The following is a 23,017-nucleotide window of genomic DNA, read 5'->3' on the forward strand; positions in this document are numbered from 1 at the left end:
TAAGTTTAGCGTGATGAGAATGTGTCAGCGTCCGCGCGGCGCGTCAGCGTCCGCCGGACACATCGAGAGTGGCTGCGGTGACGTAGGACGCCTCGTCCGACATCAGCCAGACGATGGCGTTGGCGATTTCGTCGGCGGTGCCGACGCGCTTCATCGGCACCATATGGGCCAGACGATGGGCACGGTCGGGCTCGCCGCCGGCGGCATGGATTTCCGTGTCGATCAGGCCGGGGCGGATGCCCGCGACGCGAATGCCTTCACCCGCGACCTCGTAGCCCAGGCCGGTGGTGAAGGAATCGATCGCGCCCTTGGACGCCGCATAGTCGACATAGGTATTCGGCGCGCCGAGCTTGGCAGCAACCGATGACAGATTGACGATGACGCCGCCCTTGCCGCCATGCTTGGTCGACATCCGCTTCACGGCTTCACGGGCGCAGAGGATGGAGCCGGTGACGTTGACCGCCATGACGCGCTGGATGCGCTCGGCCGACATCTCGTCGACGCGCACGCCACTCTTGCCGACGATGCCGCCATTGTTGACGAGCGCGCCAAGCGTACCGAACTTGTCCGCTTGCTTGAACAGCTCGACGATATCGCCTTCTTCGGCGACATCGCATTTCACCGCGATGGCCTTGCCGTTGCTCGCCGCGATCTGCGCGACGACCTCGTCGGCGGCCTGCTTGTTGCTGGCATAGCCGACCACGACGCGATAGCCGCGCGCGGCCGCCGCGATCGCAGTCGCCCGCCCAATGCCGCGGCTGCCGCCGGTGATGACAACGACCTTATCCGTCACGCGCGCCTCCATTGTTCGACACGCGCCGTCGCGCGAGAGAGCGACGGCGCTCGCAGAGCATCAGGGATCAGAGATCGAGCACCAGACGCGCCGGATCTTCCAGGCTCTCCTTGACGCGAACCAGGAAGGTGACGGCTTCCTTGCCGTCGATCACGCGGTGATCGTAAGACAGCGCCAGATACATCATCGGGCGGACCTCGATCTTGCCGCCGACGACCATCGGCCGCTCCTGGATCTTGTGCATGCCGAGGATGCCGGACTGCGGCGCGTTCAGGATCGGGGTCGACATCAGCGAGCCGTAGATGCCGCCATTGGTGATGGTGAAGGTGCCGCCCTGCATCTCGTCGATCTTGAGCTGGCCGTCACGCGCGCGGCGGCCGAAATCGGCGATGCCCTTCTCGATGTCGGCGATCGACTTGTGGTCGCAGTCGCGCACGACGGGGACGACGAGGCCCTTGTCGGTGCCGACGGCGACGCCGATGTGATAGTAGTTCTTGTAGATCAGATCGGTGCCGTCGATCTCGGCGTTGACGGCCGGGATGTCCTTCAGCGCCTGCACGACGGCCTTGGTGAAGAAGCCCATGAAGCCGAGCTTCGAGCCATGCTTCTTCTCGAACGCATCCTTGTAGTGGGCGCGCAGCGCCATGACGTTGGTCATGTCGACCTCGTTGAAGGTCGTGAGCATGGCCGCGGTGTTCTGCACGTCCTTGAGGCGGCGCGCGATGGTCTGGCGCAGCCGGGTCATCTTGACGCGCTCTTCGCGGGCGGCGTCATCGGCCGGTGACGGCGCGCGAACCTGCACGGCGGCGGCAGGCTGGTTGACCGGGGTCGGCGCGGACGCCGCACGCTCGATCGCGGCGAGCATGTCGCCCTTGGTGACGCGGCCGTCCTTGCCGGAGCCCGGAACGGTCGAGGCGTCGATGCCGGTCTCGGCCGAGAGCTTGCGCACGGACGGGGCGAGCGGGGCGTCGGCCGGCGGCGCCTTCGCCGCAGCGGGAGCCGGCGCGGCAGCAGCCGCAGCAGGAGCGGCAGCCGCGGGCTTGGCGGGCGCGGCGGCGGGCTTCGCAGCGCCGGCACCGTCAGTGATCTGGCCAAGCAGCGCGCCGACCGCAACGGTCGCGCCATCGGCGGCGATGATCTCGCTCAGCGTGCCTGCGGAGGGCGCCGGGACTTCGATGGTGACCTTGTCGGTCTCGAGCTCCACCAAGGGCTCGTCGACGGCGACGGGATCGCCGGCCTTCTTGAACCAGCGGCCGATGGTGGCCTCGGTGACGGATTCGCCGAGCGTCGGCACACGAATTTCAGTCATGGTCTTTTCCTTAAGGAGATCGCCAGTGCGGTCGGGAATTCTCAGGTGTCATCGGCCAGCGAAAAGCAGGCCATCCAGCGAGCCGGGACGTTTGCAGTCGCGACGTACTGGATGCCCCGCCCTTGTGCGCAAGTGCGCGCCGGGGCGGAGCATGACGCAGTTCAAAAACTTCAGCTCAGTGCTTCGTCCAGGAACGCCTTCAACTGCGCCTGATGCTTGGACATCAGACCAGTGGCGGTCGCGGCGGAAGCGGCGCGGCCGACATAACGCGGACGCCGGCTCACGCCGTGCACCTGGTTCAGCACCCATTCCAGATAGGGCTCGATGAAGTGCCAAGCACCCATGTTGCGGGGCTCTTCCTGGCACCACACCACTTCAGCCTTCTTGAAGCGGGACAGCTCGGCCACCAGCGCCTTCAACGGCACCGGATAGAGCTGCTCGACGCGCATCAGGTAGATGTCGTCGATGCCGCGCTTCTCACGCTCCTCGTAGAGGTCGTAATAGACCTTGCCGGAGCAGAGCACGATGCGGCGGACCTTCTCGTCGGGGACGAGCTTGACCGCCTCGTTCGGCAGCATCTGGGCGTCATCATAGAGGATGCGGTGGAAGGTCGTGCCCTTCGCCAGCTCCTCGAGACGCGACACCGCCCGCTTGTGACGCAGCAGCGACTTCGGCGTCATCAGGATCAGCGGCTTGCGGATCTCGCGATGAAGCTGGCGGCGCAGCACGTGGAAGTAGTTCGCCGGCGTGGTCGGATAGACCACCTGCATGTTGTCTTCGGCGCACATCTGCAGATAACGCTCCAGACGCGCCGAGGAGTGTTCCGGTCCCTGGCCCTCATAGCCGTGCGGCAGCAGGCAGACCAGGCCGGACATGCGCAGCCATTTGCGCTCACCCGAGGAGATGAACTGGTCGAACACGACCTGCGCACCGTTGGCGAAGTCGCCGAACTGGGCTTCCCACAGCGTCAGCGTGTTCGGCTCCGCGAGCGAATAGCCGTATTCGAAGCCGAGCACGGCTTCTTCCGACAGCAGCGAGTTGATGACCTCGTAATGGCCCTGCTCGTGGCCGAGATGGTTGAACGGCGTGTAGCGGCTCTCGTCTTCCTGGTCGATCAGGACCGAGTGGCGCTGCGAGAAGGTGCCGCGCTCGGAGTCCTGGCCCGACAGGCGGACATGGTGGTTCTCGTTGAGCAGTGTGCAGAACGCCAATGCTTCGCCGGTCGCCCAATCGATGCCGACGCCGGTGTCGATGGCCTTGGCGCGATTGTCGAGGAAGCGCTGGATGGTGCGGTGGGCGCGGAAGCCGTCCGGCACCTTGGTGATCTTGCGGCCGATCTCCTTCAACTCGGCGACGTCGACGCCGGTGACGCCGCGTCGTGCATCTTCTTCCTGGTCGGCGATCTTGAAACCGGACCACTTGCCGTCGAGCCAGTCGGCCTTGTTGGGCTTGTAGCCGGAGCCGGCTTCGAGCTCGGCGTCGAGCCGCGCGCGCCAGTCGGCCTTGGCCTTGTCGACCTCGCCTTCGGTCAGCACGCCTTCGCCGATCAGGCGGCGGGCGTAGAGCTCCAGCGTGGACGGGTGAGCCGCGATCCGCTTGTACATCACCGGCTGGGTGAAAGCCGGCTCGTCGCCCTCATTATGGCCATGCCGGCGATAGCAGAACATGTCGATGACGACAGGCTTGTGGAACTTCTGCCGGAACTCGATCGCGACCTTGGCCGCGAACACCACGGCTTCCGGATCGTCGCCGTTGACGTGGAAGATCGGCGCATCGATCATCTTCGCCACATCAGACGGATAGGGCGAGGAACGCGAGTAACGCGGATAGGTGGTGAAGCCGATCTGGTTGTTGACGATGAAGTGGACAGAGCCGCCGGTGCGGTAGCCCTTCAGGTCCGACAGGCCGAAGCATTCCGCGACCACGCCCTGCCCCGCGAACGCGGCGTCGCCGTGCATCAGGAGCGGCAGCACCGAGATGCGCATGTCCGGCGGATCGCCGTGCTGGTCCTGCTTGGCGCGGACCTTGCCGAGGACGACGGGATCGACGATCTCGAGATGCGAGGGGTTGGCGGTCAGCGACAGATGGATGCGATTACCGTCGAACTCGCGGTCCGAGGACGCGCCGAGGTGATACTTGACATCGCCGGAGCCTTCGACCGCGTCGGGATTGGCCGAGCCGCCCTTGAACTCGTGGAACAGCGCGCGGTGGGCCTTGCCCATCACCTGGGTCAGCACGTTGAGGCGGCCGCGATGCGGCATGCCCAGCACGATCTCCTTCACGCCGAGATTGCCGCCGCGCTTGATGATCTGCTCGAGCGCGGGAATCAGCGATTCGCCGCCGTCGAGACCGAAGCGCTTGGTGCCGGTGAACTTGGTGTCGCAGAATTTTTCGAAGCCTTCGGCTTCGATCAGCTTCATCAGGATGGCGCGGCGACCTTCGCGGGTGAACGAGATCTCCTTGTCCGGACCCTCGATGCGCTCCTGGATCCAGGCCTTCTGCGCGGCATTGCTGATATGCATGAACTCGACGCCGAGCGTCTGGCAGTAGGTGCGCTCGCAGATCGCGGTGATCTCGCGAAGCGTGCCGTATTCGAGGCCCAGCACATGATCGAGGAAGATTTTCCGGTCGAAATCGGCCTCGCTGAAGCCATAGGTGCGCGGATCGAGCTCTTCGCGGTTGCGCGGGGCTTCGATGCCGAGCGGATCGAGCTTGGCGTGGAAGTGGCCGCGCATGCGGTAGGAGCGGATCAGCATCAGCGCGCGGACCGAGTCGCGCGTGGCCTGGAGCACGTCGGCGGAGGAGAGGCCGGCGGCCTTGTCACCGCCCTTGGCCTGCGCCTTGGCGGCGATCTTGGCGCCAACCGCCTTCTCGACTTCAGCCCAGTTGCCGTCGAGGGCGGAGGTCAGATCGTCTTGCGGGGTCAGCGGCCAGTTGGCGCGCTCCCAGGACGGGCCTTCGGCGTTCTTGCTGATATCGCCGGGCTGGTCGTTGAGGCTCTTGAAGAATTCCTGCCACTCGGCGTCGACCGAGGACGGGTCCTTCTCGTAGCGGGCGTAGATTTCGTCGATGTAGGTGGCGTTGGTGCCCTGCAAAAAGGAAGAGAGGGCAAAGGCTGCGTTCGCGTCCTGGCGAGACATACTTGAGTTCCTGGCGATTTTGGTTCGCGCATAACAAACGGCGCTGGCGCTGAGCTCCCCGGCAGAGGCCCAGCGCGACAGGCACCATTTATCCTATTTGCTGCGAAACTTCGCCCGGAAAAGCACGAAGGAGTGAATTAGCCCTTCAATTTTTCGGCAAGCGTATGACCGAGGCGGGCGGGCGACGGCGAGACTGTAATTCCAGCCGATTTCATCGCGTCGGTCTTGGAACCGGCGTCGCCCTTGCCGCCCGAGATGATCGCACCGGCATGGCCCATGCGGCGCCCGGGAGGTGCGGTGACGCCGGCGATGAAGCCGACCATCGGCTTCTTGCGGCCGCGCTTGGCCTCGTCCTTGAGGAACTGGGCGGCGTCCTCCTCGGCGGAACCGCCGATCTCGCCGATCATGATGATCGATTCGGTCTTGGGGTCGCCCAGCAGCATCTCCAGCACGTCGATGAACTCGGTGCCCTTGACCGGGTCGCCGCCGATGCCGACCGCGGTGGTCTGGCCGAGGCCCTCCTGGGAGGTCTGGAACACAGCTTCGTAAGTGAGCGTGCCGGAGCGGGAGACGATGCCGACGCTGCCGGTCTTGAAGATGTTGGCCGGCATGATGCCGATCTTGCACTCGCCGGCGGTCATGACGCCCGGGCAGTTCGGCCCGATCAGGCGCGACTTGGAGCCGGCCAGCGAGCGCTTCACGCGCACCATGTCGACCACGGGAATACCTTCGGTGATGCAGACGATCAGCGGGATCTCGGCGTCGATGGCTTCGCAGATCGCGTCCGCCGCGCCCGGCGGCGGCACGTAGATCACCGACGCATCGGCGCCGGTCTTCTCACGCGCATCGCGCACGGTGTCGAACACCGGCAGGCCCAGATGCGTCGAGCCGCCTTTGCCCGGCGAGGTGCCGCCGACCATCTTGGTGCCATAGGCAATCGCGGCTTCGGAATGGAAGGTGCCGTTCTTGCCGGTAAAGCCCTGGCAGATGACCTTGGTGTTCTTGTCGATCAGGATGGACATGAGGTCTGCTTTCGCGAACTAACGAGTGAGAGGTCAGTGGATGCGGCGGTAGACGCCGGTGAGCACGTCGGCCCAGCCTTCCGCGTCCGGCGAGAACTGGATCTTCAACGAGTAGGAATTGTCGTCGATGATCTCGTAGACGTGGCGCGCATTGCCGCGGAGCGAGCCGCGCACCAGCGTCAGGGTCTTGCCGACCCACCCGCCGGAAGCGGGCGAGGGCGGCGTGTAGCCGAGCGAATCGTGCCAGAACAATTTGTAGGTCCGGTCGTCGCGGTCGTAGGTGAAGATGCCGTGGGTGGCGAAGCTCTGCTTGCCGTTACGCGTCTGCACCGTGTCCTGGATCAGGTAGAAGCCATTGAGATCCATGCGCGCGACGATGTGAGAGGTGGCAGGGCCACCCTCCATCCAGCGCGACGGAAAGACCACCTCTTCGCCATTCCATTCGCCGGCGAACGCGGCGAGGCGCGCATGCTCTGCAAGCGGAGATGATGCGGCGAGATGGTCCTGGGTCATGGCCTCAGCCTCCCTTGACGGCCTTCACGATCTTCTGCGCGGCGTCGTCGAGATTGTCGGCCGGCACCACGTTCAGGCCGGATTCACGGATGATCTTCTTGCCGAGCTCGACATTGGTGCCTTCGAGGCGAACCACCAGCGGCACGCTGAGGCCGACCTCGCGCACGGCGGCGGTGACGCCTTCGGCGATCACGTCGCACTTCATGATGCCGCCGAAGATGTTGACCAGGATGCCCTTCACGTTGGGATCGGCGGTGATGATCTTGAAGGCGGCCGCGACCTTCTCCTTGCTGGCGCTGCCGCCAACGTCGAGGAAGTTGGCCGGCGCCATGCCGTAGAGCTTGATGATGTCCATCGTCGCCATGGCGAGACCGGCGCCGTTGACCATGCAGCCGATGTTGCCGTCGAGCGTGACGTAGTTGAGGTCGTATTTCGACGCCTCGATTTCCTTGGCGTCTTCCTCGGTCTCGTCGCGCAGCGCGAGCACTTCGGGGTGACGGAACAGCGCGTTGTCGTCGAACGAGACCTTGGCGTCGAGCACGCGGAGCTGGCCCTGCTTGGTCACGACCAGCGGGTTGATCTCCAGCATCGACATGTCCTTGGCGACGAACGCCGCGTAGAGCTGTGCGGTGAGCTTCTCGGCCTGCTTGGCGAGATCGCCGGAGAGCTTCAGCGCGTTGGCGACGGTGCGGCCGTGATGGCCCATGATGCCGGTCGCCGGATCGACCGAGAAGGTCACGATCTTCTCGGGGTTGTTGTGCGCGACGTCCTCGATGTTGACGCCGCCCTCGGTCGAGACGACGAACGAGACGCGCGAGGTCTCGCGGTCGACCAGGATCGAGAGATAGAACTCCTTGTCGATGTCCGAGCCGTCCTCGACGTAGAGGCGGTTGACCTGCTTGCCGGCGGGGCCGGTCTGGATCGTCACCAGCGTGGCGCCGAGCATCTGCTTGGCGAATTCGGAGACCTCGGCGGCCGACTTGGCGATGCGGACGCCGCCCTTGTCGCCGGCGCTGGCTTCCTTGAACTTGCCCTTGCCGCGGCCGCCGGCGTGGATCTGGCTCTTCACCACCCAGACCGGACCCGGCAGCGCCTTGGCGGCAGCCTCCGCATCGGCGGGCTTCAGGACCGGCACGCCCTTGGAGATCGCTACGCCGAACTCGCTCAGCAGCGCTTTGGCCTGATATTCATGGATATTCATATGGTCGCTCCCTGAACCCGCGGGCGGTGACCTCTTGGGCCCACCTCAGTCTTGTGGCTGGCATACCATATACCACAGGAACTGCAACCCGGATTCTTTGACATCGATCTCTGGACTGCCGAACCGGAGGCCCGCCAAGCCTGCAACTGGTGGTCGGCCGGGCCCCGGAAGTGAAACCGCCGAAGACCGGTTTCGGTCTTCGGCGGGGATTGTTTGACCTTAGCGGCCGAGAAGATCGGGTGCGATCTTCTTGCAGGCGTCGACCAGGCCCTGCACGGCGCCGACCGACTTGTCGAAGGCCTCGCGGTCCTTGCCGGCGAGTTCGATCTCGACGACGCGCTCGACGCCCTTGGAGCCGATCACGACGGGCACGCCGACATACATGTCCTTCACGCCGTATTCGCCGTTCAGGTACGCGGCCGAGGGCAGCACGCGCTTCTTGTCACGCAGATAGCTCTCGGCCATCGCGATTGCCGAAGCGGCCGGGGCGTAGAAGGCCGAGCCGGTCTTGAGCAGATTGACGATCTCGGCGCCGCCGTTGCGGGTGCGGTCGACGATCTCGTCGAGGCGCGCCTGCGAGGTCCAGCCCATCTTGACGAGGTCGGGCAGCGGAATGCCGGCGACGGTGGAGTACTTCACCAGCGGCACCATGGTGTCGCCGTGGCCGCCGAGCACGAAGGCGGTGACGTCCTCGACCGAGACGTTGAACTCGTCGGCCAGGAAGTAGCGGAAGCGCGCCGAATCCAGCACGCCGGCCATGCCGACGACCTTCTTGTGCGGCAGGCCCGAAGCCTTCTGCAGCGCCCAGACCATCGCGTCGAGCGGGTTGGTGATGCAGATGACGAACGCGTCGGGGGCATATTTCTTGATGCCGGCGCCGACCTGCTCCATGACCTTGAGGTTGATGGAGAGGAGGTCGTCGCGGCTCATGCCGGGCTTGCGCGGCACGCCGGCGGTGACGATGCAGACCTTGGCGTTGTCGAGCGCCTCGTAGGAGTTCGCGCCGGTGTAGTGCGCGTCGAAGCCGTCGACCGGCGAGGACTGCGCGATGTCGAGCGCCTTGCCCTGCGGCACGCCCTCGGCGATGTCGAACATCACCACGTCGCCCAGTTCTTTCAGGCCGATGAGATGAGCCAACGTTCCGCCGATCTGACCTGAGCCAATCAAAGCAATCTTGTCGCGCGCCATGTGAACCTGTCCTTTAGACACGTAAGGAGGGGAAAACTGAGACGGGTGGTTATCCCTTTCGCTTCCCCCGTTCAAGTCGCCGGATGCCCAATTGTCGGGCTTGCCGAGCATTCGAGCGCATCCCTGTCATTCCCAGGAGCGACGAAGGTCGCGAACCCGGAATCCATCGGGCGCCAACAATGGCGGCGAAATGGATTCCGGGGCTCGCGCGTCCCAAAATGACAGCGCTGGCAAATAGGACTTAAGTCTCCACCAGGCCCTTGGTGGAGCCGCTGGCGGTGGAATCCTTGCGGCCGTGAGGCAGCGCCAGATAGGATTCCGAGCTCATTTCGATCAGGCGCGACGCCGTCCGCTTGAACTCGTTGGCCTCGTTGCCCTCGTGCGCGAGGTAGAGCGAGATCGGGTTGGCATCGGCCGAGGCCATCAGCTTCACGGCATTGTCATAGAGCGTATCGATCAGCGTGATGAAGCGCTTGGCCGCGTTACGCTGGGACAGATCCATCACTGGAATATGGTCGACCAGGATGGTGTGATAGTCGTGCGCGAGCCTGAGATAGTCGGATGCCCCGAGCGGCTTCTCGCAGAGATCGGCGAAGGTAAAGCGCGCCACGCCATGGGCCGAGCACGGCACGTGCAGGATGCGGCCCTTGATCGAAATATCGCGCGGCTTGCATCTGGCGTTGCCGGTCATCTTCGACCAGGCGCGGTTGAGCGCGGCGTCCGCATCGCCGTCGGCCGGCGTCAGCCACATCGGCACGCCCTGAAGCTTCTCCAGGCGGAAATCGGTGCGCCCATCGAGCCGCAGCACGTCCATGCGGTCGGTGATCTGCTTGATGAAGGGCAGGAACAGCGAACGGTTCAGGCCGCCCTTGTAGAGATCGTCGGGCGCGACGTTGGAGGTCGCGACCACCACGGTGCCGAGCTCGAACAGCTTTGCGAACAGGCGCCCCAGGATCATCGCGTCCGCGATGTCGGTGACGTGGAATTCGTCGAAACAGAGCAGCCAGCTCTCCTCGAAGATCGCGTTCGCAGTCAGCGCGATGACGTCGCCATCGGCGATCTCGCCGCGCGAGATGCCCTGACGATAATCGTAGATCCGCTCATGCGCTTCAGCCATGAACTCGTGGAAATGCGCGCGGCGCTTGTGCTCGACGGTCGAGTGCTGGAAGAACAGGTCCATCAGCATGGTCTTGCCGCGGCCGACTTCGCCATGAATGTAGAGCCCGTGCGGCGCCTCGTCCTTGTCGCTGCTGAACAGGCGACTGAGCAGGCCCTGCTTGCGCTGCGGCTTGTAATTCGCGAGCCGCTGGTCGAGCGCCGCATAGGCTTCGGCGATTTCGGCCTGCGCAGCATCGGGCTCGATCGCGCCGGACGCGACCTCTGCCTGATACGCCTCGCGGAATGAGGAGTTTTGGGTCGAGAGCATCGCTCTTTACCGCCAGAGACCGGCGGAAATTGCAAGCCGTCAATTGGTGGACGGGGTATGCGCTTTCATGTCCCGGACGCGCGGCGGCGTGGAACGCTGCCGCGCAGAGCCGGGACGCACTGTTTCGTACATCGCGAAGAGCGGCCTACTCACACAGTTCGTAGGCGTCCTCGACCACATACGGCCCCCCGCCGGTGGAGGCGCGCGACGAGAACAGCACGAAGCGTTCGGCCATGAACGCCTTGCTCGGGAAGTAGCCGCGCAGCGAGAGATAGTCGGCGACGTCGCGGTCGGTGGCGTCGTGCAGCCGGGCCAGCGTGACATGCGGGATGAACTTGCGTCCCTCCGGATTAAGACCGATCCGCTGCATCATGCGCTCGAGCTCGGCCTGCAATTCCATCAGCGGCTTGCTCGGCGCGATCGTCGCAACGACTGCCCTCGGTTTGCGGCCGCCAAAACTCGTCAGCCCCTGCACCTTCACCTCGAACGGCTTGCGGTCGACGCGAAACAGCATCGAGGCGATCTCGTTGGCGGACAGGCCGTCGATGTCGCCGATGAAGCGCAAGGTGACGTGATAATTTTCGGGATCGATCCACCGGGCGCCGGGAAGGCCACCCCGCAAGTTGGAAAGCGACTGGCCGATCTCGGCCGGAATTTCCAGACCAGTGAACAAACGCGGCATCGTTCAGCACTCCCGATGCTTGGGCACAGTCCCTGAGCAGGACCTTACCCAAATTAGAGCCGGCGACGAATCACCGGTACCCTGATTCCTATCGCAGTTGTGTGACTCTGCGAAGCATCGCGCGCCCCACCCCGGTAAATCCCTGGGAATTACGGCTGGCGCTGCCCGCTTTTCAACGCCGTTGCTCGCTTATCGTGCCAAGGAATGCCTCCACTGTGGGCATGATGTTGCCGACGATGATGTCGACACCGGCTGCGGTCGGATGAATGCCGTCGGCCTGGTTGAGCTTGGCGTCGGCCGCAACACCGTCGAGGAAGAACGGATAGAGCGGCACGTCGAATTTCTTCGCCAGATCCGGATAAATCGAATTGAAGCGCGCCGCATATTCCGCGCCGTAATTCGGCGGTGCCAGCATGCCGCACAGCATCACCGCGATCTTGCGGGCCTTGAGCCGCGCGACGATGTCGGTCAGCGCAGTCCGTGTCAGGTCGGGATCGATGCCGCGCAGCGCGTCGTTGGCGCCGAGCTCGATGATCACGCCGTCGGTTCCGTCCGGGACCGACCAGTCAAGCCGGTCACGGCCGCCGGACGAGGTGTCGCCGGACACCCCGGCATTCGTCATGTCCACCGCTATCCCTTTGGCTTGCAAGGCTTTTTGAAGTTTTGTCGGGAATGCTTCCTGGACCTGAAGGCCGAGGCCGGCGCTCAGGGAATCGCCGAGAACGACGAGCTTGACCGGTTTCGTCGCTTCCGCCCAAGCCGGGTTCACGACCGTCATCAAAGCGAGCATCAACACGGCTATGTGCATGAAGAATCCGTAACGCCTCTCGACCGCGTGTGCGGAGTTGCCATATGACCGGACCATGGACACTCGCATCGAAACCTCTTCGCTCGCCGGCACCGCGCCGGACACCATCGCCATCTCCAACGTCAATCTTTCATTGGGTACGGGCGCGGCACGCGTTCACATCCTCAAGGATATCAGCCTGCGGGTCGGCCGTAGCGAGACGATCGGCCTGATCGGCCCGTCAGGCTCGGGCAAATCCACGCTGCTGATGGTGATGGCGGGGTTGGAGCGTCCTGATAGCGGAGAGGTGGTGGTGAATGGCACGCCTTTCAATGCCCTCGACGAGGACGCGCTGGCCCGCTTCCGCGGCCGCCAGGTCGGCATCGTCTTCCAGTCCTTCCATTTGATCCCGACCATGACGGCGCTGGAGAACGTCGCCGTGCCGCTCGAGCTCGCCGGCAACCCGGACGCTGCAAAACGCGCGGCGCAGGAGCTGCAATCGGTCGGGCTCGGCGACCGCCTGCATCATTATCCGACCCAGCTGTCGGGCGGCGAGCAGCAGCGCGTCGCACTGGCCCGCGCGCTGGCGCCCGATCCCGCGATCCTCGTCGCGGACGAGCCGACCGGCAACCTCGACGAGGCCACGGGAAAACAGATCGTCGATCTGCTGTTCGGCAAGCATGCCGAGCGCGGCATGACGCTGGTGCTGGTGACGCACGATTCCTCGCTCGCGCATCGCTGCGATCGCGTCATCCGCCTGCGCTCCGGGCGCATCGACACCCAGTCCGCGCCGGCATGAGCGTCGCGGCTGAACCGTTCGCGAGGCCCAACGCCGTCGCGCTGTCGCTGCGCTACGCGCTGCGCGAATTGCGCGGAGGCCTGCGCGGCTTCTATGTCTTCATCGCCTGCATCGCGCTCGGCGTGATGGCCATCGCCGGCGTCGGCTCGGTCTCGGCGAGCCTCTCCGACGGTCTCGCCCGCGAGGGCCGCACGCTGCTCGGCGGCGACGTCTCCTTCGCGCTGTTCCAGCGCGAGGCGAAGCCCGAAGAGGTCTCCTTCCTGCGCTCGCGCGGCACCGTCTCGACCGCCGCCACCTTGCGCGGCATGGCGCGCTCAGCGGACGGCAAGCTCGCGCTGGTCGAGATGAAGGCGGTCGACGACACCTATCCGATGCTGGGCCAGCTGACGCTGGCGCCGCAGCTAGCGATGTCCGATCTGCTCGCGATGCGCGACGGCGCGTTCGGTGCCGCCGCCGATCCGACGCTGCTGGCGCGGCTGTCGCTGAAGACCGGCGACCGCGTCACCATCGGAAGCGCAACGTTCCAGATCCGCAGCACCGTCGAAGCCGAGCCCGACAAGCTCGCCGGCGGCATCGGCTTCGGGCCGCGCTTCCTGATCAGCGAGGCGGGCCTGCGCGCCACCGGCCTGATCCAGCCCGGCAGCCTGGTGCGCTGGGTCTACCGGGTGAAGCTGCCTGATACCGGCAACAGCGAGCGCGCCACGGAGGCCTTCATCGCGGATGCGCGCAACGCGGCGCCGCAGGCCGGCTGGGAGGTCCGCAGCCGCTCCAATGCCTCGCCGCAGCTCGAGCGCAACATCAGCCGCTTCACGCAATTCCTGACGCTGGTCGGCCTCGCCGCGCTGCTGGTCGGCGGCGTCGGCGTTGCCAATGCCGTCAAGAGCCACATCGACCGCAAGCTCGAGGTCATCGCGGCCTTCAAGGCCGTCGGCGCCACCGGGCGCGACGTGTTCGGCATCTACCTGGCGCAGGTCCTCCTGCTGGCCGGAATCGGCTCGGTGATCGGGCTTGCGCTCGGCGCCGCCATGCCTTTCGCCATCGTCGGCCTGTTCGGCAAACTGCTGCCGCTGCCGGTGGTGCCGGCCGTGCATGCCGACGAGCTGGCGCTGTCCTTCGTCTATGGCCTGCTGACCGCGCTGGCCTTCGGCCTGTGGCCGCTCGGGCGGGTGCACGACGTGCCGGTGGCGGCGCTGTTCCGCGACACCATCAGCTCCGAATGGCACCGGCCGCGCCTGGGCTATCTCGTGTTCATGGCCGCCGTGGTGGCGCTGCTGATCGCGGTCGTGATCGGACTGTCCTTCGACAAGCGCATCGCCGCGGTGTTCGTGGCCTCTTCGGTCGTCGTGTTCGCCCTGCTCCGCGGCATTGCCGCCTTGCTGATGGGAATCGCGCGGCGGCTGCCGCGCACCCGCCTGCCGATGCTGCGGCTTGCGATCGCCAACATCCACCGGCCGGGCGCGCTGACGCCTTCCGTCGTGCTGTCGCTCGGGCTCGGGCTCGCGGTGCTCGTCACCATCACCCAGATCGACGGCAATCTGCGCCGGCAATTCCTCGCGGCATTGCCGGACCGCGCGCCGTCGTTCTTCTTCATCGACATCCCGAGCACGCAGGCCGAGCAGTTCGACGGCTATCTGCGCCAGATCGCGCCGGGCGCGACGGTCGAGGACGTGCCGATGCTGCGCGGGCGCATCGTCGGTGCGCGCGGCGTCCGCGCCGAGGAGCTCAAGCCCACCACCGATTCGGAGTGGGTGCTGCAAAGCGACCGCGGCCTGACCTATACCGCGGAGCTGCCGAAGGGCTCCAAGGTGGTCGAAGGCGAATGGTGGAAGGCCGACTATTCCGGCCCGCCGCTGGTCTCGATTGAGAAGAAGATCGCCGACGGGCTCGCCCTCAAGCTCGGCGACGAGGTCGTGGTCAACGTGCTCGGCCGCGACATCCCGGCCAGAATCGGCAATCTGCGCACCATCGACTGGCAGGGGATGGGCATCAATTTCGTTCTCGTGTTCTCGCCGAACGCCTTCAAGGGCGCTCCGCACACCCATATCGCGACGCTGACCGAGGCCGGCGGCGATGCGGCCGGCGACGGCAGGATCATCAGGCAAGTCGCCGACACCTATCCGATGGTGACGAGCGTGCGCGTGCGCGAGGTGATGGAGACGGTCGGCTCGGTCGTGACCAATCTGGCGCTGGCGATCCGCGGCGCCAGCGCGATCACCCTGATCTCGGCGATCCTGGTGCTGGGCGGGGCACTCGCCGCCGGCCACCGCCACCGGGTCTACGATGCCGTGATCCTCAAGACCCTGGGCGCGACCCGGCTGCGGCTGCTCGGCGCCTATGCCCTCGAATACCTGCTGATTGGCCTCGCCACCGCGGTGTTCGGCGTGATCGCCGGCAGCATCGCGGCCTGGATGATCGTGACGCGGCTGATGACGCTGACGTTCGTCTGGCAGGCCGGCAGCGCGGCCGGCGTGGTCGCGGCCGCCCTGGTCGTCACGGTCGGACTTGGGCTCGCCGGGACGCTGCTGGCTTTGAACAAAAAGCCCGCCACGGTGTTGCGGAATTTGTGACAAATGGTAGCGGGTAGCCGCGCAATGTCGGAATTGCACGATTCCAGCGATTAACCACGCCTGCTCGTCAGGATTGCGGGCGAGGGCGACATTCAGCCGCGCGTGGACGGTTGCAGCGAATGTGTTAGTTTCCCACATATCCAATGGGTTCGGACCCCCGATTGTGAGCCAAATTTAATGTCGGCGCACACCGGTATCCGAGATAGAATTTGACGAACCGGCGGCATGGCGACCCTCATGCCGGACCGGGCCAACCAACGGGAATTCGACCATGTCGGACCTAGACCGTAACTACGCTTCTCCTTTCGGCAGGGCCGCCGGGCGTGTTGACGCCGCGACGGTCGATGCCGGCCTGCGCGCCTACATGCTGCGCATCTACAATTACATGAGCATCGGCCTGGCCATCACCGGCCTTGCCGCGCTTGGCGTCTATATGGCCGCCGTGACCGACGTTCCGACCCCGGAAGCGGTCCGCGTCGGCAAGCTGTTCCTGACGCCGTTTGGCTACGCGATGTTCGTCAGCCCCCTGAAGTGGCTGTTCATGCTCGCGCCGCTCGCAATGGTGTTCGTGATCTCGGCGGGCATCAACCGTCTCGCCCCCTCGACCGCGCAGATCCTGTTCTGGGTGTTCGCGGCGCTGATGGGCATCTCGCTGTCGTCGATCTTCCTGGTGTTCACGCACACCTCGATCGTGCGGGTGTTCTTCATCACGGCCGCCACGTTCGGTGCACTGAGCCTGTACGGCTACAGCACCAAGCGTGACCTGAGCGGGATGAGCTCGTTCCTGTTCATGGGCCTGATCGGCATCATCATCGCCAGCCTGGTGAACCTGTTCCTGGGCAGCTCGCTGCTCCAGTTCATCGTGTCGGTGGTTGGCGTGCTGGTGTTCGCGGGCCTCACCGCCTGGGACACCCAGCGGCTGAAGAACGACTACATCTACGGCTACGCTTCGGCCGGCGGTGAAATCGCAGAGCGTGCGGCCATCACCGGCGCCCTGTCGCTGTACCTGAACTTCATCAACCTGTTCACGCTGCTCCTGCAGCTCCTCGGCCAGCGCGACTAAGCGCTGGACCTGAGGGAACGGACGCAAACCCCGGCCGGGAGGCCGGGGTTTTTGTTTGGGCCGGGGCTCGTCCCACACGCGCCGTCATTGCGAGGAGCCCTTGCGACGACGCAAGCCAGAGTCCCACCGCGGATGCATCTCTGGATTGCTTCGTTGCGCTCGCAATGACGGGGGTGGAGGCGCCGGTGGGCCTTCCAGCGGCCGCGGGAAGGCTCTAATCTTCCCCTATGTCCGCACCTGAAATCAGGCCTACAACCGAGGCCGACCTTCCCGCCATCACCGCCATCTACCAGCAGGCCGTCCGCGAGGGCACCGCGACGTTCGAGCTGGAGCCGCCCGACCTCACTGAAATGACGCGCCGCTACCGCGCGCTGGTCGATGGCGGCTATCCCTATTTCGTCGCCATCCTCGACGGTCGCGTGGCCGGCTACGCCTATGCCGGCGCCTACCGGCCGCGGCCGGCCTACCGCTTCACGGTCGAGAACTCGATCTATCTCGACCCCAGCTTCCACCGCCGCGGCATCGGCTCGTTGCTGCTGGACCGGCTGGTCACGGAATGCGAGGCGCGCGGCTTCCGCCAGATGATCGCGGTGATCGGCGATTCCGCCAATGCCGGCTCGATCGGCGTGCACACGCGCGGCGGCTTCAAGATGATCGGCACGCATCCCAGTGTCGGGCTGAAATTCGGCCGCTGGCTGGACACGGTGATGATGCAGCGCGACCTCGGCGAGGGCGCGAGCACGGTGCCGGGGAAGTAGGGGCGGTCTCGTAGCCCGGGTGAGCGCAGCGATACCCGGGAACGCTGCAAGCAAGGTCCCGGATGTCGCTTCGCTCATCCGGGCTACGGACGGCGGCTACACCACCGCCAGCTTCCGATCGATCACCAGCAGCACGCGCTCGAGCTCGTGGCCGCGGCGCAGGATCAGGCCGGTCGCGGAGATCACGCTGTACATGCCCTGCTTGCGCGCGAGGCGCGGGTCTTTCTCGATGCGATAGATCGGCACCTCCGAGGCGCGGCGGAACACCGAGAACACGGCGCGGTCCTTCAGGAAGTCGATGGCATAGTCGCGCCACTCGCCGTCGGCGACCATGCGGCCGTAGAGATTGAGGATGCGGTGCAGTTCGAGCCGGTTGAACGTCACCCGGTTCGGCTGGGCGTTCGCAGCGGCGGGGTGCGCCACTGCACGCTGTCCGCTCGGATCGGCATCCTCCGACGTCACACCCATGGCGGCTCCTGTCGCATCAGCATGATCGCGCCCGCGAAGACCGTCCCCGGAACCGCGGATCATGACAGTTGCATGATTGCGCCAACCGTTCCGCACCGCAAGGGGCTCCCTTACTCAACTCATTGAATCGGGTGCGAATCGGAGCACACGCAGGAGTGGAACTCTGTCGCGACGAACCGTCACGGGATCGTTAGAAGGAATCATAGTATCGCCTCTTTTCCGCCAAGCGCCTGCCGCCCTGCATTGCGAAAAGACTTGTGTGCGTTGACCCGGTCCTTTCGGTTCCGGATTCCTCAGCCCCCAGCCCCCCGGGGCCGTCAGGATCGGGTCTGTACGCGCGACAAGGAGGGCCAACGCAAGTTGGTCCTTTTTTGTTTGTGGCTGGATGTTTCCTGCACGACGCACCCTTCTTCGAACATCCGCGCGAAAACTTTCTCCCCTCATCCTGAGGAGCCGCGAAGCGGCGTCTCGAAGGATCGAGGCCGCGCGGCATCAGCGGGGCCTGCATGGTTCGAGACGGCGCTGACGCGCCTCCTCACCATGAGGATTTAGACCGTGTTTGCGTCGGGAGATGAGAAGGGGTCGCTTCAGTGCAGCGACGTGTACGCCGCGCCGAGCATCGCGCCCGGCTTTTCACGGTTGCCGTCCTGGACATAGACCACAGCGCCGTCGACGCCGTCGCGCGTGAGATTTTCCAGCGGTACCGTCCAGCTTTCCGGACGTCCGTTCCAGTCGCCGACCTTGAGTAGATTGCGCACGACGTTGTGATAGGTGAGCTGCTGTCCGCGATTTTCGCCACGGCTGATCTCGATCGGCACCGATTTCGTGATCGAGCAGATCCAGACCTCGCCGTGCGAGACCGCCGGCTCCTTGCTCTCCGCCACCGAGACATTGATGTGCTTGCCCGCAAGCGACATCGTCACCGGCACGCTCATCACGCCCATGCCCTTGTCGGTCTTGCCGATCGCGCTCTCGATGCCGGCGCGATCGCTGCCGATGACATGCGTGGAACCGTTGACCACGACTTGCGGCGTATAGACCTCGCGGTCGCCGCGCATGCGCGAATAGGCGCGCTGCCGCGCCGAGAAGCGCGAATCCGCAAGCGTGTCCTTCCAGCCGAGATAGTCCCAATAGTCGATCGGCATGCTCAGCGCGATGATCGACGGGTCGTTGGAAAGATCGCCGATGACCTTGTCGGCGGGCGGGCAGGAGGAGCAGCCCTGCGAGGTGAAAAGCTCGACCACGGCGCGGGGATCAGCCTCGGCGGGGCGGATGACGGCGACGATTGCGCAGATCCCAAGTGCTCCCGACCAGAGGGCACCGGACCAGCGCGAAACCAGATGAGAAGCCGTCATTGTTGTCATGTCGAACGCCGCACACCATTGCTCGTGAAGGGAAATCTTATCGCCTGATGGTCACCGTAGTCTTACGGGGCGCAGCACATTCATCCGTCCAGGCAACCGTCCAAGGGGAGGTTTTCCGCCGGGCGGGCCCACAGAAGCATGCCGCAAACGCGCGAAGGCGGCCTTTTGATAGGCCGCCTTCGTTTAACCTTCTACTCACGTCGCGGTGAGCCACCGTTCACAAATTCGCGCTTAGGCCGCGAGCTTGCGCAGCACGTAGTGCAGGATGCCGCCGTTCCGGTAGTAGTCGAGCTCGTCCAGCGTATCGATGCGGCAAAGCAGCGAAACGCGCTGCAACGAGCCGTCACCCGAGACGATCTCCGCGGTCAGCTTCTGACGCGGCTTCAGGTCGCCGACGAGGCCGCGCAGCGTGACCTTCTCGTCGCCCTTCAGGCCCAGCGACGACCATGAGGTGCCTTCCTCGAAGGTCAGCGGCAGCACGCCCATGCCGACCAGGTTGGAGCGGTGGATGCGCTCGAAGCTCTGGCAGATCACGGCGCGCACGCCGAGCAGACGCGTGCCCTTCGCGGCCCAGTCGCGCGAGGAGCCGTTGCCGTATTCGGCGCCGGCGAACACCACCAGCGGCACCTGCTCCTGCTGGTACTTCATCGCCGCGTCGTAGATCGACATCTGCTCGCCGTCGGGCCAGTGCTTGGTGAGACCGCCCTCGGGAATGTTGCCGTCCGCGCCCTTCAGCATGAAGTTCTTGATGCGGATGTTGGCGAAGGTGCCGCGCATCATGACTTCATGATTGCCGCGACGCGTGCCGTACTGGTTGAAGTCGGCGGGACGCACCTGGTGCTCGCTGAGATATTTTCCGGCGGGCGAGGTGAGCTTGATCGAACCGGCCGGCGAGATGTGGTCGGTGGTGATCTTGTCGCCGAACATGGCGAGGATGCGCGCCTCGACGATGTCGGTGACCGGCTCCGGCTCCTTCTTCATGCCGTCGAAATAGGGCGGGTTCTGCACATAGGTCGAAGACATGTTCCAGCGATAGGTCTCGCTCTCGACCGTCTTGATCTTGCGCCAGTTGGTGTCGCCCTTGAACACGTCAGCATACTTCTTCTTGAAGATCGACGCGGTCACGAACTTCTTCATGAAGGCGTTGATCTCCTTGGTCGTCGGCCAGATGTCCTTCAGGTACACCGGCTTGCCGTCCTTGCCCTCGCCGAGCGGCTCGACCGCGAGGTTCTTGGTGACGCTGCCGGCGAGCGCGTGTGCGACGACCAGCGGCGGCGAGGCCAGATAATTCGCCTGCACGTCCGGCGAGACGCGGCCTTCGAAGTTGCGGTTGCCGGAGAGCACGGCGGCTGCGACGATGCCGTTGTCGTTGATCGACTTCGAGATCTCCTCAGGCAGCGGACCGGAATTGCCGATGCAGGTGGTGCAGCCGAAGCCGACTAGGTTGAAGCCGACCTTGTCGAGATCGGCCTGCAGGCCGGAATCGGCGAGATAGCCGGCGACCACCTGGCTGCCCGGCGCGAGCGAAGTCTTCACCCACGGCTTTGCCTTGAGGCCCTTCGCGGCGGCGTTACGCGCCAGGAGGCCGGCGCCGATCAGCACGCTCGGGTTCGAGGTGTTGGTGCAGGACGTGATCGCGGCGATCACGACGTCGCCGTGGCCGATCTCGAAATTCTTGCCATCGACGGCAAAGCGCTTGGTCGGCTCCTCGGCCTTCTTGTACTCGGTGCCGAGTGCGAGCGAGAAGCCTTCGGCGACCGACGGCAGCGCGATGCGGCCTTCGGGACGCTTCGGACCGGCCATCGAGGGAACGACGTCGGCGAGGTCGAGCGTCAGCGTTTCCGTGAACACCGGATCGACCGACTTGGCGGTGCGGAACAGCCCCTGCGCCTTCGCATAGGCCTGCACCAGCGCGACGCGCGCCGGCGCGCGGCCGGAGGTCTTGAGGTAGTCGATCGCGGCGGCATCGACCGGGAAGAAGCCGCAGGTCGCGCCGTATTCCGGCGCCATGTTGGCGATCGTGGCCTTGTCGGCGACCGAGAGATTGTCGAGGCCCGGACCGAAGAACTCGACGAACTTGCCGACCACGCCGAGCTTGCGCAGCATCTGCGTGACGGTCAGCACGAGATCGGTCGCGGTGACGCCTTCCTTCATCGCGCCCTTCAGCTTGAAGCCGACGACGTTGGGCAGCAGCATCGACAGCGGCTGGCCGAGCATGCAGGCTTCCGCCTCGATGCCGCCGACGCCCCAGCCGAGCACGGCGAGACCGTTGACCATGGTGGTGTGGGAGTCGGTGCCGACAAGCGAGTCGGGATAGGCGACCTCGAAGGTGCCGGTCTTCTTGCCGACCGTCATCTTCTCCTTCTTGGTCCAGACCGTCTGGGAGAGATATTCGAGGTTGACCTGGTGGCAGATGCCGGTGCCGGGCGGCACGACGGAGAAGTTCGAGAACGCCTTCTGGCCCCACTTCAGGAACTCGTAGCGCTCCTGGTTCTGCTTGTATTCCTCGGCAACGTTCTTGCCGAAGGCCTTGTTGTCGCCGAAGAAGTTCACGATCACGGAGTGGTCGATGACGAGGTCGACCGGCACCAGCGGGTTGATCTTCTCGGCATCGCCGCCGAGCTTCTGCATCGCGTTGCGCATCGCGGCGAGGTCAACGACGGCCGGCACGCCGGTAAAATCCTGCATCAGCACGCGGGCCGGGCGGAAGGCGATCTCATGCTCCAGCGACTTCTTGCGCAGCCACTTCGACACCGCGACGATGTCTTCCTTCTTGACCGAGCGGCCGTCCTCGTTGCGCAGGAGGTTCTCGAGCAGGACCTTCATCGAGTAGGGGAGTTTCGAAATTCCCTTCAGACCATTCTTCTCGGCCGTGGGCAGGCTGTAATAGACATAGGTCTTGGCGCCGACCTTGAGGGTCTTTTTGCATTTGAAGCTGTCGAGCGAGGTCATGTAGGAAAATCCCAATTGTTAGTTATACCCGGCAAGGGGTATTTTAACACCGTCAGCGAGTCCGGCTGGGTCGCTTGCAGGGGCAGGTTGAGTTGCTGCATCAAGTAGTTCCGGGCTTATAGAAGCTTTCTAACCGCGCCGCCACAGCCACAATCGTACCGCAGCAATTCGCGAGCCAAAAATTCCCATGCGCTACCCCAAGTTTTCCTGAGGCCTGGCTTTGAGCGGGTTGAAGCAAGGCGAGATGCAGCTGTCCGGACGCGGGGTGACCTGCGTGCGGGGCGGCCGCGAGGTGTTTTCCGGGCTCGATTTCGAGGCAGTTTCAGGCGAGGCCGTGGCCGTCGTGGGCCGCAACGGATCGGGCAAGACCTCGCTGCTGCGGCTGATCGCGGGCCTGCTCATTCCGGCCGGCGGGACAATCGCGCTGGACGGCGGCGATGCCGAGCTGACGCTGCCGGAGCAATGCCACTATCTTGGCCATCGCGACGCCCTGAAGCCGGCCCTGAGCGTGAAGGAAAACCTGTCGTTCTGGGCTGATTTTCTTGGCGGCGAGCGCTGTGACGCCGCCGAGAGCCTCGCCATCGTCGGGCTCGACCATGCCACCCACCTGCCCGCAGGCTTCCTGTCCGCCGGCCAGCGCCGCAGGCTGTCGCTGGCCCGTCTGCTGACGGTGCGCCGCCCGGTCTGGCTGCTGGACGAGCCGACCACGGCGCTGGACGCGGCCGGCCAGGACATGTTCGAGCGCCTGATGCGCGACCATCTCGCCCGCGGCGGCCTGATCATCGCCGCCACCCACGCCCCCCTGGGGATCGAATCGCGGGAATTGCGGATCGGGGGCGCGGCATGAAGCGGAGGGACCCTCAGCTTTTCGAGCGGCAAGGCTTCGCTCTCTCCATTCCCTTCCCCCTTGCGGAGGAGGGTCAGGGAGGGGGATGCGGCGCGGCAGGGCGTATCGGTTCTAGCGTTCGAGCAACGGGCGATCTGC

General features: G+C 65.0%; 18 protein-coding genes. 5 read left to right on the forward strand and 13 right to left on the reverse strand.

The features are described from left to right. Positions 1-43 precede the first annotated feature (43 nt). The 10 genes from NLM25_RS00670 to NLM25_RS00715 form a co-directional block, all read right to left on the reverse strand. Complete coding sequence (locus tag NLM25_RS00670; RefSeq protein WP_254135672.1) at positions 44-805, reverse strand: SDR family oxidoreductase; 762 nt, start codon at positions 803-805, stop codon at positions 44-46. Positions 806-860: 55 nt separating this feature from the next. After that, positions 861-2,102 (reverse strand): 2-oxoglutarate dehydrogenase complex dihydrolipoyllysine-residue succinyltransferase, encoded by a 1,242-nt coding sequence (gene odhB, locus NLM25_RS00675; RefSeq protein ID WP_254115054.1) that lies wholly within the window; start codon positions 2,100-2,102, stop codon positions 861-863. Positions 2,103-2,272: 170 nt separating this feature from the next. Continuing rightward, positions 2,273-5,242 (reverse strand): 2-oxoglutarate dehydrogenase E1 component, encoded by a 2,970-nt coding sequence (locus NLM25_RS00680; protein ID WP_254135673.1) that lies wholly within the window; start codon positions 5,240-5,242, stop codon positions 2,273-2,275. A gap of 137 nt (positions 5,243-5,379) precedes the next feature. Next, on the reverse strand, positions 5,380-6,264 hold the full coding sequence (gene sucD, locus NLM25_RS00685; RefSeq protein WP_254115052.1) for a succinate--CoA ligase subunit alpha: 885 nt from the start codon (positions 6,262-6,264) through the stop codon (positions 5,380-5,382). 33 nt (positions 6,265-6,297) lie between these two features. Then, positions 6,298-6,777, reverse strand: a complete 480-nt coding sequence (locus NLM25_RS00690) for a DUF1579 domain-containing protein (RefSeq protein ID WP_254115051.1) — start codon at positions 6,775-6,777, stop codon at positions 6,298-6,300. A 4-nt stretch (positions 6,778-6,781) separates the two neighbouring features. After that, positions 6,782-7,978 (reverse strand): ADP-forming succinate--CoA ligase subunit beta, encoded by a 1,197-nt coding sequence (gene sucC, locus NLM25_RS00695; RefSeq protein WP_254115050.1) that lies wholly within the window; start codon positions 7,976-7,978, stop codon positions 6,782-6,784. A 219-nt stretch (positions 7,979-8,197) separates the two neighbouring features. Then, entirely contained in the window at positions 8,198-9,166 is a 969-nt protein-coding gene (mdh, locus tag NLM25_RS00700) for a malate dehydrogenase (protein WP_008145224.1), read from the reverse strand. 241 nt (positions 9,167-9,407) lie between these two features. Next, a complete protein-coding gene (gene zapE, locus NLM25_RS00705; RefSeq protein WP_254135674.1) occupies positions 9,408-10,592 on the reverse strand; it encodes a cell division protein ZapE in 1,185 nt (394 codons plus the stop codon). A 145-nt stretch (positions 10,593-10,737) separates the two neighbouring features. Next, on the reverse strand, positions 10,738-11,274 hold the full coding sequence (gene thpR, locus NLM25_RS00710) for an RNA 2',3'-cyclic phosphodiesterase (RefSeq protein WP_254115048.1): 537 nt from the start codon (positions 11,272-11,274) through the stop codon (positions 10,738-10,740). A 172-nt stretch (positions 11,275-11,446) separates the two neighbouring features. Further along, positions 11,447-12,082 (reverse strand): arylesterase, encoded by a 636-nt coding sequence (locus NLM25_RS00715; protein ID WP_254135675.1) that lies wholly within the window; start codon positions 12,080-12,082, stop codon positions 11,447-11,449. Between the two features lie 55 nt (positions 12,083-12,137). Between NLM25_RS00715 and NLM25_RS00720 the strand changes: the two genes are divergently transcribed. The 4 genes from NLM25_RS00720 to NLM25_RS00735 all read left to right on the forward strand — a co-directional run bounded on the left by NLM25_RS00720 (position 12,138) and on the right by NLM25_RS00735 (position 17,248). Next, a complete protein-coding gene (locus NLM25_RS00720) occupies positions 12,138-12,860 on the forward strand; it encodes an ABC transporter ATP-binding protein (RefSeq protein WP_254135676.1) in 723 nt (240 codons plus the stop codon). Continuing rightward, positions 12,857-15,427: an ABC transporter permease gene (locus tag NLM25_RS00725; RefSeq protein ID WP_254135677.1), complete on the forward strand. Its 2,571-nt coding sequence runs from the start codon at positions 12,857-12,859 to the stop codon at positions 15,425-15,427. Before NLM25_RS00720 ends, NLM25_RS00725 begins: the two co-directional genes overlap by 4 nt. 271 nt (positions 15,428-15,698) lie before the next feature. Beyond that, positions 15,699-16,490: a Bax inhibitor-1/YccA family protein gene (locus NLM25_RS00730; protein ID WP_254115045.1), complete on the forward strand. Its 792-nt coding sequence runs from the start codon at positions 15,699-15,701 to the stop codon at positions 16,488-16,490. 227 nt (positions 16,491-16,717) lie between these two features. Further along, entirely contained in the window at positions 16,718-17,248 is a 531-nt protein-coding gene (locus NLM25_RS00735; protein ID WP_254135678.1) for a GNAT family N-acetyltransferase, read from the forward strand. Positions 17,249-17,344: 96 nt separating this feature from the next. Here NLM25_RS00735 and NLM25_RS00740 read toward each other — a convergent pair whose 3' ends face one another. From NLM25_RS00740 to acnA, 3 genes are all read right to left on the reverse strand, one after another. Next, entirely contained in the window at positions 17,345-17,716 is a 372-nt protein-coding gene (locus tag NLM25_RS00740) for a DUF2794 domain-containing protein (protein WP_254135679.1), read from the reverse strand. Between the two features lie 587 nt (positions 17,717-18,303). Continuing rightward, a complete protein-coding gene (locus NLM25_RS00745; RefSeq protein WP_254115042.1) occupies positions 18,304-19,080 on the reverse strand; it encodes a thioredoxin family protein in 777 nt (258 codons plus the stop codon). Positions 19,081-19,311: 231 nt separating this feature from the next. Next, on the reverse strand, positions 19,312-22,032 hold the full coding sequence (gene acnA / locus NLM25_RS00750; RefSeq protein WP_254115041.1) for an aconitate hydratase AcnA: 2,721 nt from the start codon (positions 22,030-22,032) through the stop codon (positions 19,312-19,314). Between the two features lie 244 nt (positions 22,033-22,276). On the opposite strand from acnA, the gene ccmA reads away from it, so the two are divergent. Further along, a complete protein-coding gene (ccmA, locus tag NLM25_RS00755; RefSeq protein ID WP_254141087.1) occupies positions 22,277-22,879 on the forward strand; it encodes a heme ABC exporter ATP-binding protein CcmA in 603 nt (200 codons plus the stop codon). The last annotated feature ends 138 nt before the right edge of the window (positions 22,880-23,017 follow it).

The sequence above is a fragment of the Bradyrhizobium sp. CCGB01 genome (genome assembly GCF_024199795.1).
Classification (GTDB): Bacteria; Pseudomonadota; Alphaproteobacteria; order Rhizobiales; family Xanthobacteraceae; genus Bradyrhizobium.